The 18,142-nt window shown below is 67.3% G+C and carries 12 protein-coding genes; 6 read left to right on the plus strand and 6 right to left on the minus strand.

Annotated features, from left to right (window positions below):
• The first annotated feature begins 180 nt into the window (after nucleotides 1-180).
• Entirely contained in the window at nucleotides 181-717 is a 537-nt protein-coding gene (locus B9Y64_RS16020; protein ID WP_100441558.1) for an adenine phosphoribosyltransferase, read from the plus strand.
• A gap of 238 nt (nucleotides 718-955) precedes the next feature.
• Here the strand turns inward: B9Y64_RS16020 and dbpA are convergent, their stop codons facing one another.
• Entirely contained in the window at nucleotides 956-2,332 is a 1,377-nt protein-coding gene (dbpA, locus tag B9Y64_RS16025) for an ATP-dependent RNA helicase DbpA (RefSeq protein ID WP_100441559.1), read from the minus strand.
• Between the two features lie 126 nt (nucleotides 2,333-2,458).
• A complete protein-coding gene (locus tag B9Y64_RS16030; RefSeq protein ID WP_100441560.1) occupies nucleotides 2,459-3,538 on the minus strand; it encodes a YeiH family protein in 1,080 nt (359 codons plus the stop codon).
• Between the two features lie 102 nt (nucleotides 3,539-3,640).
• Between B9Y64_RS16030 and B9Y64_RS16035 the strand changes: the two genes are divergently transcribed.
• Complete coding sequence (locus B9Y64_RS16035) at nucleotides 3,641-4,516, plus strand: LysR family transcriptional regulator (protein WP_100441755.1); 876 nt, start codon at nucleotides 3,641-3,643, stop codon at nucleotides 4,514-4,516.
• Between the two features lie 214 nt (nucleotides 4,517-4,730).
• Nucleotides 4,731-6,611, plus strand: a complete 1,881-nt coding sequence (locus B9Y64_RS16040) for an ATP-binding cassette domain-containing protein (RefSeq protein ID WP_100441561.1) — start codon at nucleotides 4,731-4,733, stop codon at nucleotides 6,609-6,611.
• A gap of 512 nt (nucleotides 6,612-7,123) precedes the next feature.
• On the opposite strand, the gene B9Y64_RS16045 is transcribed toward B9Y64_RS16040, so the two are convergent.
• Both B9Y64_RS16045 and B9Y64_RS16050 read right to left on the minus strand, forming a co-directional pair.
• The gene (locus B9Y64_RS16045) at nucleotides 7,124-7,585 is read right to left on the minus strand and encodes a c-type cytochrome (RefSeq protein WP_019661289.1); all 462 of its coding nucleotides are present in this window, start codon (nucleotides 7,583-7,585) and stop codon (nucleotides 7,124-7,126) included.
• A 9-nt stretch (nucleotides 7,586-7,594) separates the two neighbouring features.
• Complete coding sequence (locus B9Y64_RS16050) at nucleotides 7,595-7,984, minus strand: c-type cytochrome (protein ID WP_049447846.1); 390 nt, start codon at nucleotides 7,982-7,984, stop codon at nucleotides 7,595-7,597.
• A gap of 205 nt (nucleotides 7,985-8,189) precedes the next feature.
• Between B9Y64_RS16050 and B9Y64_RS16055 the strand changes: the two genes are divergently transcribed.
• Genes B9Y64_RS16055 through B9Y64_RS16065 form a run of 3 tightly spaced genes read left to right on the plus strand, consistent with a single transcriptional unit; the run spans nucleotide 8,190 to nucleotide 15,936 of the window.
• Nucleotides 8,190-9,335, plus strand: coding sequence for an efflux RND transporter periplasmic adaptor subunit (locus B9Y64_RS16055; protein ID WP_162292380.1), 1,146 nt, complete (start codon nucleotides 8,190-8,192; stop codon nucleotides 9,333-9,335).
• On the plus strand, nucleotides 9,332-12,853 hold the full coding sequence (locus B9Y64_RS16060; RefSeq protein WP_100441562.1) for an efflux RND transporter permease subunit: 3,522 nt from the start codon (nucleotides 9,332-9,334) through the stop codon (nucleotides 12,851-12,853). The genes B9Y64_RS16055 and B9Y64_RS16060 overlap by 4 nt, the downstream gene beginning before the upstream one ends.
• Nucleotides 12,850-15,936: an efflux RND transporter permease subunit gene (locus B9Y64_RS16065; RefSeq protein ID WP_100441563.1), complete on the plus strand. Its 3,087-nt coding sequence runs from the start codon at nucleotides 12,850-12,852 to the stop codon at nucleotides 15,934-15,936. Before B9Y64_RS16060 ends, B9Y64_RS16065 begins: the two co-directional genes overlap by 4 nt.
• An 88-nt stretch (nucleotides 15,937-16,024) precedes the next feature.
• Here the strand turns inward: B9Y64_RS16065 and B9Y64_RS16070 are convergent, their stop codons facing one another.
• Together B9Y64_RS16070 and B9Y64_RS16075 are read right to left on the minus strand one after the other, a co-directional pair.
• Nucleotides 16,025-16,870 carry a phytanoyl-CoA dioxygenase family protein gene (locus B9Y64_RS16070; RefSeq protein WP_100441564.1) on the minus strand — a complete coding sequence of 282 codons (846 nt, stop codon included), beginning with the start codon at nucleotides 16,868-16,870 and terminating at the stop codon, nucleotides 16,025-16,027.
• A 50-nt stretch (nucleotides 16,871-16,920) separates the two neighbouring features.
• Nucleotides 16,921-18,141 (minus strand): TraB/GumN family protein, encoded by a 1,221-nt coding sequence (locus B9Y64_RS16075; protein WP_100441565.1) that lies wholly within the window; start codon nucleotides 18,139-18,141, stop codon nucleotides 16,921-16,923.
• Between the last annotated feature and the right edge of the window lies 1 nt (nucleotide 18,142).

Raw genomic sequence — 18,142 nt, forward strand, 5'->3', positions numbered from 1 at the left:
CGGGGTTTACGGCGTCTCCCGCCACCGGACCCACCCCGCCATCCCACAGGAAACCCGCTTCTGCCGTTGCCGTTGCTTGAAGCCTCTGCAGGTGCCGGGCGCAGCCCGGCCCAACACCCCCAACAGGCAGGCGGCGCCCGGAACAGGTACCCTATGCCGCCATCAGATAGCCAACGTGACATGACCGACGCCATCGTCGCTCCGCAGTGGGCCTCCCGCCTGCGCGACATCGCCGACTTCCCCAAGCCCGGCATCCTGTTCAAGGACATCATGCCGCTGCTCGCCCATGGCGAGGACTTCCGCGGCGCGATCACCGCGATGGCCGACCGCTGGCGCGACCAGAAGCTGGACGCGGTGGTTGGCATCGAATCGCGTGGTTTCATCCTCGGCGCCGCGATGGCACTGGAGCTGGGCGTCGGCTTCGTGCCGGTGCGCAAGCCGGGCAAGCTGCCGGGCCAGGTGCTGCGCGAGGAATACACGCTGGAATACCGCAGCGACTGCATCGAAGTGCATGCCGATGCGCTGCCGGCCGGTGCCCGCGTAGCGATCATCGATGACGTGCTGGCCACCGGCGGCACGCTGGTGGCTGCGTTGTCGCTGGTGCGCCGCCTGGGCGTTGAAGTGGTTGGTGCCGGCGTGCTGGTCGAGCTTGACGGCCTTGGCGGCCGCGCCCGATGGGAAGCGGACCTGCCGCTGCACACCGAACTGGTGTTCTGATCCAGTGTGCGAGCGCATCGGTGGGTGCCAACCAAGGTTGGCATCTACCAGATCGAATCGCCGCGCACCGGTAGTTGCCAACCTTGGTTGGCACCGGCCAGCTCGAGTCGCCGCGCATTGGTAGTTGCCAACCTTGGTTGGCACCGCTTTTCGCGACTGGCGCCGCGGACGGGCCAGCCAAGGCCGGCCGCTACCAGGTCAGGTCGTTGCCAGCCTTCGGCTGGCAACGCTGTTTCAATCACATCATCCGCACGCGGAAACGACGGCCCTTGATCTTGCCGGCTTCCAGTTTGGCCACGGCCTTGTTGGCCTGCTCACGCGCAATCGCTACGTAGGAGCGGGTCGGGAAGATCGCGATCTTGCCGATGAACTTGGCAGACAGGCCGGCATCACCGGTCAGTGCGCCAAGGATGTCGCCTGCGCGCAGCTTGTCGGTCTTGCCGCCGTCGATCCGCAGGGTGCGCATCGCGGCCTGCGGCAGTTCGGCCGGGCGCGAGGTCGCCAGCGGCGTCTTCTGCCAGTCCAGCGGTTCGCCGCGCTGTGCTTCGATGGCTTCGGCGCGGGTCTTCTCGCGGCCGGCCACCAGGCTGATCGCCAGGCCGCTGGCACCGGCGCGGCCGGTACGGCCGACGCGGTGCTGATAGCTTTCCACGTCGGTCGGCAGCTCGTAGTTGATCACCGCCGCCAGCTCTTCCACGTCCAGGCCGCGAGCAGCCACGTCGCTGGCCACCAGCACGTTGCAGCTGCGGTTGGCCAGCAACAGCAGCACTTCCTCGCGGTCGCGCTGCTCCATGTCGCCATGCAGGGCGAGTGCGGAGAAGCCGAACTGCTGCAGCGAGTTGGCCACTTCGTCCACGTCCTTGCGGGTGTTGCAGAACACCACCGCCGATTCCGGCGTGTACTTCAGCAGCAGGCCGGCCAGCGCCTTCTGGCGATGTGCCGGTTCCACCTCGCAGAACACATGACGGATGGCCGGTGCCTGGTCGGCGCCTTCCACGGTCACTTCCACGGCGTCGCGCAGCAGATCACGCGCCATCGCGCGGATGCTGTCGGGGAAGGTGGCGGAGAACAGCAGGCTCTGGCGATCCTTGTGGGTGCGGCCGGCGATCTCGCGGATCGGCTCCTCGAAGCCCATGTCGAGCATGCGGTCGGCCTCGTCCAGCACCAGCGTGCGCACCGCGCCAAGATTCAGCGCGCGCTTGCGTGCCAGTTCCTGCACGCGGCCGGGCGTACCGACCACCACGTGCGGGTCGTGGCCTTCCAGCGAAGCCAGCTGCGGGCCCAGCGGCACGCCGCCAACCAGCAGCAACAGCTTCAGGTTGGGAATGCCGGTGGCCAGCTTGCGGATCTGCTTGCCGACCTGATCGGCCAGTTCGCGGGTCGGGCACAGCACCAGCGCCTGTACGCGGATCAGGCTGGGGTCGATGGCCTGCAGCAGGCCCAGGCCGAAGGCGGCGGTCTTGCCGCTGCCGGTCGGCGCCTGTGCGATCACATCGCGGCCATCCAGGATGGCCGGCAGGCTCTGTGCCTGCACGGGAGTGAGGGTGGTGTAGCCGAGGGCATCCAGGCCGGGCTGCAGGGCCGGGCTCAGCGGCAGGGTCGAGAAGTCAGTCATGGCGCATTGTACCTGTCTGCGCGGCAGCTCCCGTCCAATGGGGTGGGGTCGGATCCCTTTCCGCAGGAAAGGGATCCGACCCCCAATTGGATGGTGGGTGCCGACCGTTGGTCGGCACGCTCTTGCTCAGCCCATCACCGCCAGCACGCCCTGATGAATCGCCAGGCCACCGAACAGCAGCCAGGCGAACAGGATCAGCGCCAGCAGCAGTGGCTTCAGGCCCGCCTGGCGCAGCGCCGAGACGTGGGTGGTCAGGCCCAGTGCGGCCATCGCCATCGCCAGCAGCACGGTATCCAGCTGCACCAGCCCCGCCTGCAGGCCGGCCGGCAGCAGATGCAGCGAGTTGAAACCGGCCACCGCTACGAACCCGAAAGCGAACCACGGCACCACGATGCGTGCCTTGCTGCCGTCGGCGCTGGCCTTGCCGCCGCGCGCCAGCCACAGCGACAGCGCGACCAGGAACGGCGCCAGCAGCATCACCCGCACCATCTTGGTGATCACGGCGGTGTCAGCTGCCGCTTGGTTGACCGCGCGGCCGGCCGCCACCACCTGCGCCACTTCATGCACCGTCGCGCCGGTGAACAGGCCGTACTGCCGCGCGTCCATCGCCAGCCAGCCGTGCGACTGCACCAGCGCATACAGCGCCGGGTACAGGAACATCGCCAGCGTGCCGAACACCACCACCGTCGACACAGCCACCGTGACCTGTGCCGCGCGGCCACGCACCACCGGTTCGGCGGCCATCACCGCCGCCGCGCCGCAGATCGCGCTGCCGGCACCGATCAGCATTGCCGCTTCGCGTTCCATCCTGAACACGCGCACACCCAGCCAGCAGGCCAGGCCGAAGGTGCTGGCCACCACCAGCACGTCCATCAGTACGCCGCTGACGCCGACATGGCCGATGTCCTGGAAGGTCAGGCGCAGGCCGTACAGCACGATGCCGGCGCGCAGCAGCCAGTGCTTGGAGAAGCCGACACCGGCCGCGCTGCTCGGCGCCAGACGCGGGTAGAGGGTGTTGCCGACCACGATGCCGGCGACGATGGCCACGGTCAGCGCGCTCAAGCCGTGCGCCTGAAGCCAGGGAAGCTCGGCCAGGTACAGCGACGCCGCCGCGATCAGGCCCACCAGCAGCAGGCCGGGCAGGCGTGGCTGCCAGCGCTGGCGCAGGGCGGGCAGGGACCAGGAGGAGAGAGCGGGGGCGTTCATGGCAGGAGTGGGACGGGAGAGATGGGGCAAGCGTGCGCCTTTGTTGCTGACCCGTAAAACGAATAATATGGGTGAAATCTACCTATACAGTGGGTAATGGTCATGCGCCTCACCCTGCGCCAGCTGCAGGTCTTCGTCGCCATCGCCGATCACGGCAGCACCACCGCCGCCGGGCAGGCCATCGCGCTCTCGCAATCGGCCAGCAGCGCCGCCCTGCAGGAGCTGGAAGCGCACTTCGGTACCCCGCTGTTCGACCGCATTGGCCGCCGCCTGGCCCTGAACGGGCATGGCCGCGCGCTGCTCGAGCCGGCCCGCACCCTGCTGGTCAACGCCGCTGATCTGGAGCGGCAGCTGGCCGCCGGCGGCGACCCGTCGCAGGGCGCACCGCTGCGGTTGGTGCTGGCAGCCAGTACCACCATCGGCAACTACCTGCTGCCGCCGCGCATCGCCGAACTGCTGCGGCAGGCGCCACAGGCCGAAGTCGACCTGCGCATCGACAACAGTGCCGGCGTGGTCGCCGCCGTGCAGCGCCTGGATGTGGATGCCGGCCTGATCGAAGGCCCATGCCACGAGCGCGGCCTGCAGGTGACCGCCTGGCAGCAGGACCCGCTGGTGATCGTGGCTGCCGCCGATGCCCCCGCACGCTGGTCGCTGGACGAACTGCGTCGCGCACGCTGGCTGCTGCGCGAGCCCGGCTCCGGCACCCGCGAAGCCGTGGAACAGGCGCTGCTGCCGCACCTGCGCGGCTTCGCGCAGACCCTGCAGCTGGGCAACACCGAAGCGATCAAGCAAGCCGCCATCGCCGGCCTCGGCCTGGCCTGTCTTTCGCGCCATGCGCTGGAGGAGCCGCTGGCCCTGGGCCGCCTGCGTGTGCTTGCGACCCCGCTCCCCTCCCTGGAGCGCACCCTGTGGCTGGTACGCCACCCGGGCAAGCACTGGCTGCCGGGGTTGCAGGCCTTGTTGGGGGAAGTGCAGTAACCGGGGTCCATCCCCCCACGACGCGGATTCCATGAAGGGGTCAGAGCCCGTTGCGCAGCAACGGGATCCGACCCCGACAGATCGACTGGCCCTATAGCGTTCATCCATACCGGCCCGACTGCCACCGTAAGCCGCTTTGGCTGTCGCTGCGGCCGTTGCCTCTGCGGGTGCCGGGTGCAACCCGGCCGACGCGCCCAACCCGTACAATATCCGGATGCCTCTGATTACTCTGCAGAACGTCGACTTCAGCGTCGGCGGCCCGTTGTTGCTGGAAAAGGCCGAACTGTCGATCGAGCCGGGCGAACGCATCGCCCTGATCGGTCGCAACGGCGCCGGCAAATCCACCCTGCTCAAGCTGCTGTCCGGCGACCACAAGCCCGATGACGGCGAAGTCCGCGTGCAGCAGGGCGTGCGCGTCACCCGCCTGGAGCAGGAAGTGCCACACGGCGCGGCCGGCTCGGTGTTCGACGTCGTCGCCGATGGCCTCGGCGAACTGGGCCAGTGGCTGGCCGAATTCCACCACCTCAGCCATGCCGAGGTATTCGATGGCGAAGCCCTCGGCAACGTGCAGGCCAAGATCGACGCCGCCAACGGCTGGGGCCTGGACCAGCGCGTCAGCGAAACCCTGACCAAGCTCGACCTGGACGGCGACGCCGAGTTCGGCCGCCTGTCCGGCGGCATGAAGCGCCGCGTGCTGCTCGCCCGCGCGCTGGTGTCCAGTCCGGACGTGCTGCTGCTGGACGAACCGACCAACCACCTGGACATCGAAGCCATCGACTGGCTCGAAGCGTTCCTGAAGGGCTGGAGCGGCAGCGTGGTGTTCGTCACCCACGACCGCCGCTTCCTGCGTGCGCTGGCCACCCGTATCGTCGAGATCGACCGCGGCCAGGTCACCAGCTGGCCGGGCGACTGGGCCAACTACGAGCGCCGCCGCGAGGAACGCCTCAACGCTCAGGCGCAGGAAAACGCCCGTTTCGACAAGCTGCTGGCACAGGAAGAAGTCTGGATCCGCCAGGGCATCAAGGCCCGGCGTACCCGCGACGAAGGCCGCGTGCGCCGCCTGAAGGCAATGCGCACCGAACGTTCGCAGCGCCGCGATCTCAGCGGCAACGTCAAGATGGAAGCCGCGCAGGGTGTCAGCTCCGGCAAGAAGGTCATCGACGTCAAGGACATTTCGTTCGCCTTCGGCGAGCGCACCATGGTCCGCGACTTCACCACCACCATCCTGCGTGGCGACCGCATCGGCCTGATCGGCCCCAACGGCAGTGGCAAGACCACGCTGCTGAAGCTGCTGCTGGGCGAACTGCAGCCGGCCAAGGGTGAGGTCAATGCGGGCACCAACCTGCAGATCGCGTATTTCGACCAGTACCGTGCGGTGCTGCGCGAAGACTGGAGCGCGATCGAAAACGTGGCCGAAGGCCGCGATTTCCTCGAGTTCAACGGCAAGCGCAAGCATGTGCATGCCTACCTGCAGGACTTCATGTTCACCCCGGAACGTGCGCGTGCGCCGATCACCCGCCTGTCCGGTGGCGAGCGCAACCGCCTGCTGCTGGCCAAGCTGTTCGCGCAGCCGTCCAACCTGCTGGTGATGGACGAACCCACCAACGACCTGGATGTGGAAACCCTGGAGCTGCTGGAAGAGCTGCTGGGCGAGTACACCGGGACCCTGCTGCTGGTCAGCCACGATCGTGACTTCATCGACAACGTGGTGACCTCCACGCTGGTGATGGAGGGCGATGGCGTGATCGGTGAGTACGTCGGTGGCTACAGCGACTGGCAGCGTTATGCGGCCAGTGTGGCGACGCCTGCTGCGGCCCCGGCGGTCAAGCCGGCGGCCGCTGCACCGGCTGCCACGGCCGCTGCTCCGGCTGCACCCAAGCGCAAGCTGGCCTACAAGGAAGCGCGTGAGCTGGAGCAGCTGCCGAAGACCATCGAGAAGCTGGAAGGCGACGTCGAAGGGCTGACCTCGGCGATGAACGACCCGTCGTTCTACACCCGCAGCAGTGCCGAAGTGACCGCGCACACGCAGCAGCTGGCCAAGGTGCAGGCCGAACTGGATGCCGCTTACGCGCGCTGGGAAGAGCTGGAAGGCTGAGGTTGATCGGCGCCCGGGTGCGCCGATTGCTGTAGAGCCGAGCCCATGCTCGGCTCCTGGAAGCCAGAGCAGCCGAGCGCAGGCTCGGCTCTACAGAAGAACGGCCGGCGCTGGGAAGAGTTGGAAGGCTGAGGGTTGATCGGCGCCCGGGTGCGCCGATTGCTGTAGAGCCGGGCCCATGCTCGGCTCCTGGAAGCCAGAGCAGCCGAGCGCAGGCTCGGCTCTACAGAAGAACGGCCGGCGCTGGGAAGAGCTGGAAGGCTGAGGTTGATCGGCGCCCGGGTGCGCCGATTGCTGTAGAGCCGAGCCCATGCTCGGCTCGGTAGTAGATCCACGCCATGCGTGGATATCCGGATCCGTGCGGACCAACGGTCCGCACCCACGCCAAGCGGATCCGTGCGGACCAACGGTCCGCACCCACCCAAGCGGATCCATGCGGACCAGCGGTCCGCACCCACCCAAGCGGATCAGCACCCACCCAAGCGAATTCCGCGCCAGCAACGGCGCGGTGGTCACTTGACCCCGTGCAGATCCCGCAGCTGGCTCGGCCGGCTGCCGAAATACGCTGCCAGGTCGGCGATGTCCTGATCACTCAGGTCCTTGGCCTGCGGCGTCATCAGCATGTGCTGGCGGTCGCCGGCGCGGTAGGCCTGCAGTGCATGCGCCAGGTAGTCGCCGTACTGCCCACCCAGCTTCGGATAGGTCGGGTCGATCGGCGCATTGCCGTCAGCCCCGTGGCAGTCGATGCAGCTCTGGTTGGTGGCCTTGCCCTTCACCTTGGCGCGGGCTTCACCGGCGGCCTCGCGGCCCGCCGGCAGGCCGGCGGAGGACGAAGAACCGTGTTCGCCGCTGGCATGGCCCGGGTCGGCGGCGGATTTCTCGCTGTTTTCCACCTGCGACTGTGAACAGGCCGCCAGCAGCAGGGCAACGGACAGGGCGATGGCGTGACGCATCGGATGCGCGGCTTTCGACATGGGCGGGCCTTACTTGACGGTGGACAGGTAAACAGCGAGATCGGCGATCTCCTGTTCGCTGAAACTCATCGACTGCGCCTGCATCGTCGGATGCCGGCGCTTGCCCTGGCGGTACTCGGTCAGGGCCTGGGCCAGGTATTGCTGGGTCTGGCCGCCGATCTTCGGCACCCGGTAACTGGGGTAGGCGTTCTTGTAACCGGTGATGCCGTGGCAGCCCTGGCAGGTGTAGGCCAGGACGCGGCCATTGTCGAAGTTGCCAGTGGGTGCGGCAGGCGCGGGCGCAGCGGCGGGAGCCGGGGCCGGGGCGGGTGTGGCAGGAGCAGGAGCGGGCTGTGCGGCGGCCCCAAGGGGCAGGAGGACGGCCAGAGCGAGACAAGCGGCGAGCGGCTGCGGGCGCATGGTGTCGTTTCCGGGGATTCGGGTCTGGTCGTTCCGGCGTGGGGTACGGAACGACCCGAGTATAGCCTCAGGTTTCATCTAGCTGAAATGGGGGTGGGCCGACCAGCGGCGTGAAGACACCATGACCTTTGGGATATGGTGTTGCCGTGAAGTGGTGCATTACTTTGCTACCACACCTGTCCACGCATCCTCCAGGGACCTGACGATGTCGCACCCAATCCTCCTGTCCGGCCGTCGCAGCGGAATCTGCGCTGCCGCACTGCTGATCTCCACCTCCCTGCTGCTGGGCGGTTGCGCCGCAGGGCCCAATTCCGAAGCCAAGGCTGCCGAGACCAAGGAGGAGAAGAAGGTCGACGCGGTCCCGGTCGAAGTGGCGGTGGCCAGCCATCGTGCCGTCGCGGCCAGCTATACCGGCACCGCCGCACTGGAGCCGCGCGCCGAATCGCAGGTGGTCGCCAAGACCTCCGGCGTAGCACTGGCGGTGCTGGTCGAGGAAGGGCAGCGGGTTACGGCCGGCCAGCCGCTGGTGCGGCTGGACCCGGACCGCGCTCGCCTGGCCGTGGCACAGAGCGAAGCGCAAATGCGCAAGCTGGAAAACAACTACCAGCGCGCACAGAAGCTGGTCGGCCAGCAGATGGTCAGCGCCGCCGATGTCGACCAGCTGCGCTACGACCTGGAAAACATCCGCGCGCAGTACCGCCTGGCCACGCTCGAGCTGTCCTACACCACGGTGGTGGCGCCGATCTCCGGTGTGATCGCCTCGCGTTCGATCAAGACCGGCAACTTCGTGCAGATCAACACGCCGATCTTCCGCATCGTCGACAATTCGCGGCTGGAAGCCACCCTCAACGTACCCGAGCGTGAGCTGGCCACCCTGCGTGCCGGCCAGCCCGTGACGCTGGCCGCCGATGCGCTGCCGGGCCAGAGCTTCAGCGGCACCGTCGACCGCATCGCGCCGGTGGTGGACTCGGGCAGTGGCACGTTTCGCGTCGTCAGCGCCTTCGATGGCGCCGCGCACGCGCTGCAGCCCGGCATGTTCGGGCGCATCCGCATCGATTACGACCAGCGTGCCGATGCGCTGGTGGTGCCGCGCCTGGCGCTGCTCGACGACGGTGAGCCGGCGGTGTTCCGCGTGCGCGAAGGCAAGGTCGCACGCGTTCCGGTCAAGCTGGGTTACGCCGAGGGCCCGTGGGTGGAGATCCGTGATGGCCTGGCGGCCGGTGATCAGGTGGTCACCGCCGGCAAGGTCGCCCTGCGCGACGGCACCACGGTGCAGGTGATTGCCGACCCGAAGGCGAAGACGGTCGCAGCGGCCGCCAAGCCGGCAGACAAGGCCGGGAGCAAGCAATGACCGCCCCGGGCCACGACCACGGTGCCTCGCCGGCGAGCGACGGCGCCGCCGCCGGCATGCGCGGCGGCCTGGTGGAATTCGCCACCCGCCGCCGCGTGACCATCGCCATGTGCACGGTCACGCTGCTGCTGTTCGGCCTGATCGCGCTGGGCAACCTCAAGGTCAACCTGCTGCCCGACCTGAGCTACCCGACGCTGACCGTGCGCACCGAATACACCGGTGCGGCGCCGACCGAAATCGAAACCCTGATCACCCAGCCGGTCGAAGAAGCGGTCGGCGTGGTCAAGAACCTGCGCAAGCTGAAGTCGGTTTCGCGTACCGGCCAGAGCGATGTGGTGCTGGAGTTCGCCTGGGGCACCAACATGGACCAGGCCAGCCTGGAGGTGCGCGACAAGATGGAAGCGCTGAACCTGCCGCTGGAGGCCAAGGCCCCGGTGCTGCTGCGCTTCAATCCGTCCACCGAGCCGATCATGCGCCTGGTGCTGTCGAACAAGGCGGCGCCGACCAGCGATGCCGATGCGGTGCGCGAGCTGACCGGCCTGCGCCGCTATGCCGATGAAGACCTCAAGAAGAAGCTGGAGCCGGTCACCGGCGTGGCCGCAGTCAAGGTCGGCGGTGGCCTGGAGGACGAGATCCAGGTCGACATCGACCAGCAGAAGCTGGCGCAGCTGAACCTGCCGATCGACACCGTCATCAAGCGCCTGAAGGACGAGAACATCAACATTTCCGGCGGCCGCCTGGAGGAGGGCTCGCAGCGCTTCCTGGTGCGTACCGTCAACCAGTTCGCCGACCTGGAGGAAATCCGCAACCTGCTGGTTACCACCCAGGCTGCCAATGGCAGCGCGGCCGATTCGGCGCTGCAGCAGATGTTCAACATCGCGGCGTCGACCGGTTCGGCGGCGGCCATCGCGGCGGCGTCGGCGGCACAGAGCGCATCGTCCGGTGGTGGTTCCAGCGTCGTCGCCAACGGCGTGCCGGTACGCCTGAAGGACGTGGCCACCGTGCGCCAGGGCTACAAGGAGCGTGAAGCGATCATCCGCCTGGGCGGCAAGGAATCGGTCGAGCTGGCCATCTACAAGGAAGGCGACGCCAACACCGTGTCCACCGCCGAAGCGCTGCGCAAGCGCCTGGAGCAGATCAAGGGCACGTTCCCGTCGGACGTCGAGCTGACCACCATCGAGGACCAGTCGCGCTTCATCGAGCACGCCATCGCCGACGTCAAGAAGGATGCCGTGATCGGTGGCCTGCTGGCGATCCTGATCATCTTCCTGTTCCTGCGCGATGGCTGGAGCACGTTCGTGATCAGCCTGTCGCTGCCGGTCTCGATCATCGCCACGTTCTTCTTCATGGGCCAGCTCGGCCTGAGCTTGAACGTGATGTCGCTGGGCGGCCTGGCATTGGCCACCGGCCTGGTGGTGGATGATTCGATCGTGGTGCTGGAGAGCATCGCCAAGGCCCGTGAGCGCGGCCTGGGCATCCTGCAGGCGGCAATTGCCGGCACCCGCGAAGTGAGCATGGCCGTGGTCGCCTCGACCCTGACCACCATCGCCGTGTTCCTGCCGCTGGTGTTCGTCGACGGCATCGCCGGGCAGCTGTTCCGCGACCAGGCGCTGACCGTGGCGATCGCCATCGCAATCTCGTTGCTGGTGTCGATGACCCTGATCCCGATGTTGAGCTCGCTGAAGGGGCGGCCGCCGCTGGCGTTCCCGGAAGAGGCACCGAACGAAGCGTGGCAGCCGCAGAAGCGCTGGCAGAAGCCGGTTGCGCTGGGCCGCCGTGGCGTGGTCGCCAGCGTGCGCTGGAGCTTCTATGCGCTGGCCTGGCTTGTGGTGCGCCTGTGGCGTGGGGTGGTGGCGGTGATCGGCCCGGTCATGCGCAAGGCCAGCGACCTGGCGATGAAGCCCTATGCCGGTGCCGAGCGTGGCTACCTGCGGCTGCTGCCGAGCGCGCTGGCGCATCCCGGCAAGGTGCTGGGCGTGGCGGCCATCATCTTCGTGGCGACCATGGCGCTGGTACCGATGCTCGGCGCTGACCTGATCCCGCAGCTGGCGCAGGACCGCTTTGAGATGACGGTGAAGCTGCCGGCCGGTACGCCGCTGAAGCAGACCGATGCGCTGGTGCGCGAGCTGCAGCTGGCGCACGGCAAGGGCGAGGGCGTGGCCTCGCTGTATGGCGTCAGTGGCAGCGGCACCCGGCTGGATGCCAGCCCGACCGAAAGCGGCGAGAACATCGGCAAGCTGACCGTGGTGATGGAAGGCGGTGGCAACGCGCGCACGGAAGCGGCGATCACCGAGCGCCTGCGCGGCACCATGAGCCAGCATCCGGGGGCCCAGGTCGACTTCGCGCGGCCGGCGTTGTTCAGCTTCTCCACGCCGCTGGAAATCGAACTGCGCGGGCAGGACATGGCCACTCTGGAAGTGGCCGGCCAGCGCCTGGCGGCGATGCTGCGCGGCAATGCGCACTACGCCGATGTGAAGTCGACGGTGGAAGAGGGGTTCCCGGAAATCCAGATCCGCTTCGACCAGGAGCGCGCCGGTGCGCTGGGCCTGACCACCCGCCAGATCGCCGACGTCGTGGTGAAGAAGGTGCGTGGCGACGTGGCCACCCGCTACAGCTTCCGTGATCGCAAGATCGACGTGCTGGTGCGGGCCCAGGAGGGCGACCGCGCCAGCGTGGAGAGCATCCGCCGCCTGATCGTCAACCCGGGCAGCACCCGCCCGGTGACGCTGGACTCGGTGGCCGAGGTGGTCGCCACCACCGGCCCCAGCGAGATCCATCGTGCCGACCAGACCCGGGTCGCCGTGGTGTCGGCCAATCTGCGCGACATCGATCTCGGCGCGGCCATGCGCGAGGTTCAGCAGATGGTCGCCGAGCAGCCGCTGGGCGCAGGCGTGGGCCTGCACATCGGCGGCCAGGGCGAGGAGCTGGCGCAGGCGGCGAAGTCGCTGATCTTCGCCTTCGGCCTGGCGATCTTCCTGGTCTACCTGGTGATGGCCTCGCAGTTCGAATCGCTGCTGCACCCGTTCGTGATCCTGTTCACCATCCCGCTGGCGCTGGTCGGTGCGATCCTGGCGCTGATGCTGACCGGCAAGCCCATCTCCGTGGTGGTGTTCATCGGCCTGATCCTGCTGGTCGGCCTGGTCACCAAGAACGCGATCATCCTGATCGACAAGGTCAACCAGCTGCGCGAGGCCGGCGTGGCCAAGCATGAGGCACTGGTGGAAGGTGCGCGCTCACGCCTGCGGCCGATCATCATGACCACGCTGTGCACGCTGTTCGGCTTCCTGCCGCTGGCGGTGGCGATGGGCGAGGGCGCCGAAGTGCGCGCGCCGATGGCGATCACCGTGATCGGTGGCCTGCTGGTGTCGACCCTGCTGACCCTGCTGGTGATCCCGGTGGTGTACGACCTGATGGATCGTCGTGGCGACGCCTACTACCGCGAGCGCGGCCGCAAGCATGCCGGTGAAGGCCTGCGCGGCGATGAAGGCAACACGGCGGGCGTGGAGGAACCGGCATGAGCGTTGCCGAGTTCTCCATCCGCCGCCCGGTCACCACCATCATGTGCTTCGTGTCGCTGGTGGTGATCGGCCTGATCGCTTCGTTCCGGCTGCCGCTGGAGGCGCTGCCGGACATCTCCGCGCCGTTCCTGTTCGTGCAGATTCCGTACACCGGCTCGACCCCGGAGGAAGTGGAGCGGACCATCATCCGTCCGGTCGAGGAATCGCTGGCGACGATGACCGGCATCAAGCGCATGCGCTCGTCGGCAACCTCCGAGGCGGCGCTGATCTACATCGAGTTCAGCGACTGGGACCGCGACATTGCGATTGCCGCGTCAGACGCGCGCGAGCGTATCGACGCGATCCGCAGCGATCTGCCCGACGACCTGCAGCGCTACAACGTGTTCAAGTGGTCCAGCAGTGACCAGCCCGTGTTGAAGGTGCGACTGGCCAGCACCACCGATCTGACCACTGCCTATGACATGCTTGACCGCGAGTTCAAGCGGCGCATCGAGCGTATCCCCGGCGTGGCCCGGGTCGACATCACCGGCGCGCCGCCGAACGAGGTGGAGATCGCCATCGATCCGAACCGGCTCAACGCGCACGGACTGAGCATCAACGAGCTGAGCGAGCGCCTGCGCACGCTGAACTTCTCGATTTCGGCCGGGCAGATCGACGACAACGGCCAGCGCGTGCGCGTGCAGCCGGTGGGCGAGATCACCGACCTGCAGGAAATGCGCGACCTGGTGATCAACGCCAAGGGCCTGCGTCTGGGCGACATCGCCGATGTCCGCCTGAAGCCGGCGCGGATGAACTACGGGCGCCGCCTGGACGGGAACCCGGCGGTGGGCCTGGATATCTTCAAGGAGCGCAGTGCCAATCTGGTGGACGTCTCGCGTGCTGCGCTGGCCGAAGTCGAGGCGATCCGCGCGCAGCCGTCGATGCGTGACGTGCAGATCAAGGTGATCGACAACCAGGGCAAGGCGGTGACGTCCTCGCTTCTGGAGCTGGCCGAGGCCGGTGCGGTCGGCCTGATCCTGTCGGTGACGGTACTGTTCTTCTTCCTGCGCCATTGGCCGTCAACGCTGATGGTGACCCTGGCCATTCCGATCTGCTTCACCATCACCCTGGGCTTCATGTACTTCGTCGGGGTGACGCTGAACATCCTGACCATGATGGGCCTGCTGCTCGCCGTGGGCATGCTGGTCGACAATGCCGTGGTGGTGGTGGAAAGCATCTACCAGGAGCGCGAGCGCATGCCGGGGCAGCCACGGCTGGCCTCGATCATCGGCACCCGCAACGTGGCCATCGCGCTCAGCGCGGGTACGCTGTGCCATTGCATCGTGTTCGTGCCGAACCTGTTCGGCGAGACCAACAACATCAGCATCTTCATGGCGCAGATCGCGATCACCATCTCGGTCTCTCTGCTGGCCTCGTGGCTGGTCGCGGTCAGCCTGATCCCGATGTTGTCCGCACGCATGGCCACGCCCAAGCTGGTGCACTCGCAGACCGGCCTGATCGCGCGCCTGCAGCGGCGCTACGCGCAGCTGCTGGACTGGTCGCTGCATCACCGCGGCTGGAGCCTGCTCGGCATCCTGCTGGTGGTGCTGGTCAGCCTGGTGCCGATGAAGCTGACCAAGATCGACATGTTCGGTGGCGAGGGCGGCAAGGACATCTTCATCGGCTACATGTGGAAGGGCGCCTACACCTACCGGCAGATGTCCGAGGAAGTGGCGCGGGTGGAGAACTGGATCGACCAGAACCGCGAGCGCCTGCACGTGAAGCAGGTGTACTCCTGGTACAGCGAGCAGGAAGGCAGCTCCACGGTGGTCACCCTGGATGAAAAGTACGCCAAGGACATCAAGGCGCTGCAGGAGGAACTGCGCAAGGGCCTGCCGAAGTCGGCCCGCACCGACTACTTCGTCGGCAACCAGGGCGGCGATGGCGGTGGTGGCAGCAACCAGGGCGTGCAGGTGCAGCTGGTGGGCGACTCCAGCTCGATGCTGCAGGAGATCGGCCAGGAAGTGGTGCCGTTGCTGGCGCAGCGTGCCGAACTGCGTGACGTGCGCATTGACAACGGCGAGAAGGGCGGTGAGCTGAAGGTGCGTGTCGACCGCGAGCGTGCTGCGGCATTCGGCTTCAATGCCGAGCAGGTGGCCAGCTTCGTCGGGCTGGCCCTGCGCGGCGCGCCGATGCGCGAGTTCCGGCGTGGCGACAATGAAGTGCCGGTGTGGGTGCGCTTTGCCGGCGCCGAGCAGAGCAGCCCGGAAGACCTGGCTGGTTTCAGCGTGCGTACCGGCGATGGCCGTAGCGTCCCGTTGCTGAGCCTGGTCACCGTGGACGTGGGATCGTCTGCGACCCAGATCGGCCGCACCAACCGCCAGACCACGTTGACCATCAAGGCCAATCTGGCCGGGAAGATAACTGCACCGGACGGGCGCAAGGCGATTGAAGCCGTGCTCAAGCCGATGAACTTCCCGGCCGGCTATGGCTTCACCTTCGACGGCGGCGACTATGGCAACGATGATGAGGCCATGCAGCAGATGGTGTTCAACCTGCTGATCGCGCTGGTGATGATCTACGTGGTGATGGCGGCGGTGTTCGAGTCGCTGCTGTTCCCGGCGGCGATCATGAGCGGCGTGCTGTTCTCGATCTTCGGCGTGTTCTGGCTGTTCTGGATCACCGGCACCTCGTTCGGGATCATGTCCTTCATTGGCATCCTGGTGCTGATGGGCGTGGTGGTGAACAACGGCATCGTGATGATCGAGCACATCAACAACCTGCGGCGCAGTGGCATGGGCCGCACCCAGGCGCTGGTGGAAGGCTCACGCGAACGCCTGCGCCCGATCATGATGACCATGGGCACGGCGATCCTGGCGATGGTGCCGATCTCGCTGACCGATACGCAGATGTTCGGCAATGGGCCGGAGTATTCGCCGATGGCGCGCGCGATTGCCGGCGGCCTGGCGTTCTCGACCGTGGTCAGCCTGCTGTTCCTGCCGACGATCTATGCGGTGCTCGACGACCTGCGCAATGCCGTGACGCGGTTGATCCGCCGTGCGCGCGGCCTGGAGATGGGAGAGCCGGGCGCTGCCCGGTTGTAGTGGTCGAGCCTGCTCGACCGTAAGCGGCGCCAACGTGTTGTGGTGTGGGGGAGGCCGGTCGTAGTGGGGCGGCCTCCCCCTTTTTTTTTCAGGCGCGGCGCAGGAACCAGGTGCGGCGGGTGTACTCGTGGCCGAAGTCGACCTGGCCAAAGCGGGCGATCTCGCGCTCGCCCCGACGGTAATAGCGCCAGGATGCTTTGGCGGACGGCGGGGTCTGCCCATAGAAAACATCCATGTGGCCCACGGGCATCGACTTCGGGGTCACGTGCATGACCACGCTGCGACGGGTTCCGGCAGAGGGGTGCGGGGCACCGCCGTGGAACAGTTGTGGATGCCACACGATCACATCACCCGGCTCCACATGCACCGGTTGCGCCTGCAGTCCAGCTTCTTCGCACTGGCGCGCCACTGCGTTCTGGTAAGCGGCCCAGCCTTCGCCGGACATCGGGCTTACCGGCCCGTCCCCGAATACCTCACGGCGCATTGCCTGAAGGTCGATGGGAGGAAGCAGGTGGCTGCCGGGCACCACCCGTAGCGGACCGTTGCTGTCGTCGACGGCATCCAGCGCCGTCCATACGCCCATGTAGCGTTCACCCGGCGAGGTGCAGAACACGGGCGTGTCGCGATGCAGGGGCTGCTCGGATCCACGCTCGTAGTACAAGCTGGTATAGAGCGTTGTCGATTCACCCAGGAACCGATCACAGACGTCGATGGCCGCGTTGTCAGTAAGCAGGCGGGTGATCGCGTCGACCACCAGATGCAGGTTGACAACCCGGTACAGGCGCTGGTGTTCGTCGAGGTTGCGTGCAACGGCCTTGGGGTTCCGCTGCTTGAAGCGCCCGATGCGCTGGTTGATGTCCTCCACCAGGCCTGGCGCGATGGCCTGGCGGACCACCACGAAGCCATCCCGCATTAGTGCGTCGAATGCATCCATTTCCCAGTTCCGTCTGAAAAGAATCAGTGTAGCGGCTGCAAGGTGGCGACTCAGCCCGCCACCTTGCCCCATACCTTGAAGGTGGTCAGCCACAGGCCGAGCATGCTGCCGAGATTGGTCAGCATGAAGGTCAGCACCACGCGGGTAACGCGATTGCGGTACCAGCCCTTCAGGCTCTGCGCATCGTCACGCAGCTTCAGGAAGTCTTCGTAGGCGGGCTTGCGCAGGCGCGCTTCCACCAGCGCCGAGAACGCACCGGTCGGGATGCTCAGGCGGAATGGCTTGAACGGGGCCACCGCGATTGCGGTGAGGATGCTCAGCGGGTGGCCGCCGGCCAGCAGGCAGCCCAGGCCCGCCAGGCCACCGGTATACATCGCCCAGGTCGCCAGCAGCTCGGTGCCCACGCCCAGGCCGCCGCGGTAGAAGCCCACGCCGATGCCGGTCGCCACGATCGCCAGGATGCCGAGCGTGAACCACGGAATGTTGCGCTTCTTCGGCACAGCCTCCAGCTCTGCGCGCAGCGGCGCCGGCGCCTCGGTGTCGGTTTCCAGGTAGCGCGCCAGCCCGGCCAGGTGACCGGCACCGACCACTGCCAGCACTTCGCGCTGGTGCGGGTCGTGCGCTTCGCGCAGGCGCGTGGCCATGTAACGGTCGCGCTCACCGATGATGGTCTCGTACAGCGCCGGGCTCTCGCTGGCGAACTCACCGAAGCTCGATTCCAGCATGTCGCCCTGCTTGAGCTTCTCGATCTCGTTCTCGCCCACTTCCTCGGACGAGAACAGGCCGGCGCCAAGCCCGGCGACCAGTTTCAGCTTGCCGAAGAAACCCAGCCGCTGCGACGCACGGCGGAAGGTCAGGCCAACCTCGCGGTCGATCAGGTGCACGGGCAGGTCGCGTTCGCGCGCCAGCTCCACCGCACGCTTCAGCTCGGCACCGGGCTCGATGTCGAGCTGTTCGGCCAGGCGGCGCTGGTAGGCGGACAGGGCCAGGTTGGCGGCGAACAGGGCGACGCGGCCCTTGCGGATCACCTCGACCAGGTCGAGCTTGGCCAGCGTGTCCGGGTCGCTCAGCGCCTGCAGGCGCTGCGGGTCCAGCTCGACGGCCACCGCATCGAAGCGGCCGCTGTCGATGGCCTTTTCCACGGCCTCGACGCTGGCGCGTGAGACGTGGGCGGTGCCCAGCAGGGTGTAACGCACGCCGTCGCGTTCAACGACGCGCACCGGCTGACCGGCGAACAGGTCGTCACCGGTATCGGGAAGGGTTTCGGTCATG

The sequence above is a fragment of the Stenotrophomonas maltophilia genome (assembly GCF_002799245.1).
GTDB lineage: Bacteria > Pseudomonadota > Gammaproteobacteria > Xanthomonadales > Xanthomonadaceae > Stenotrophomonas > Stenotrophomonas maltophilia_S.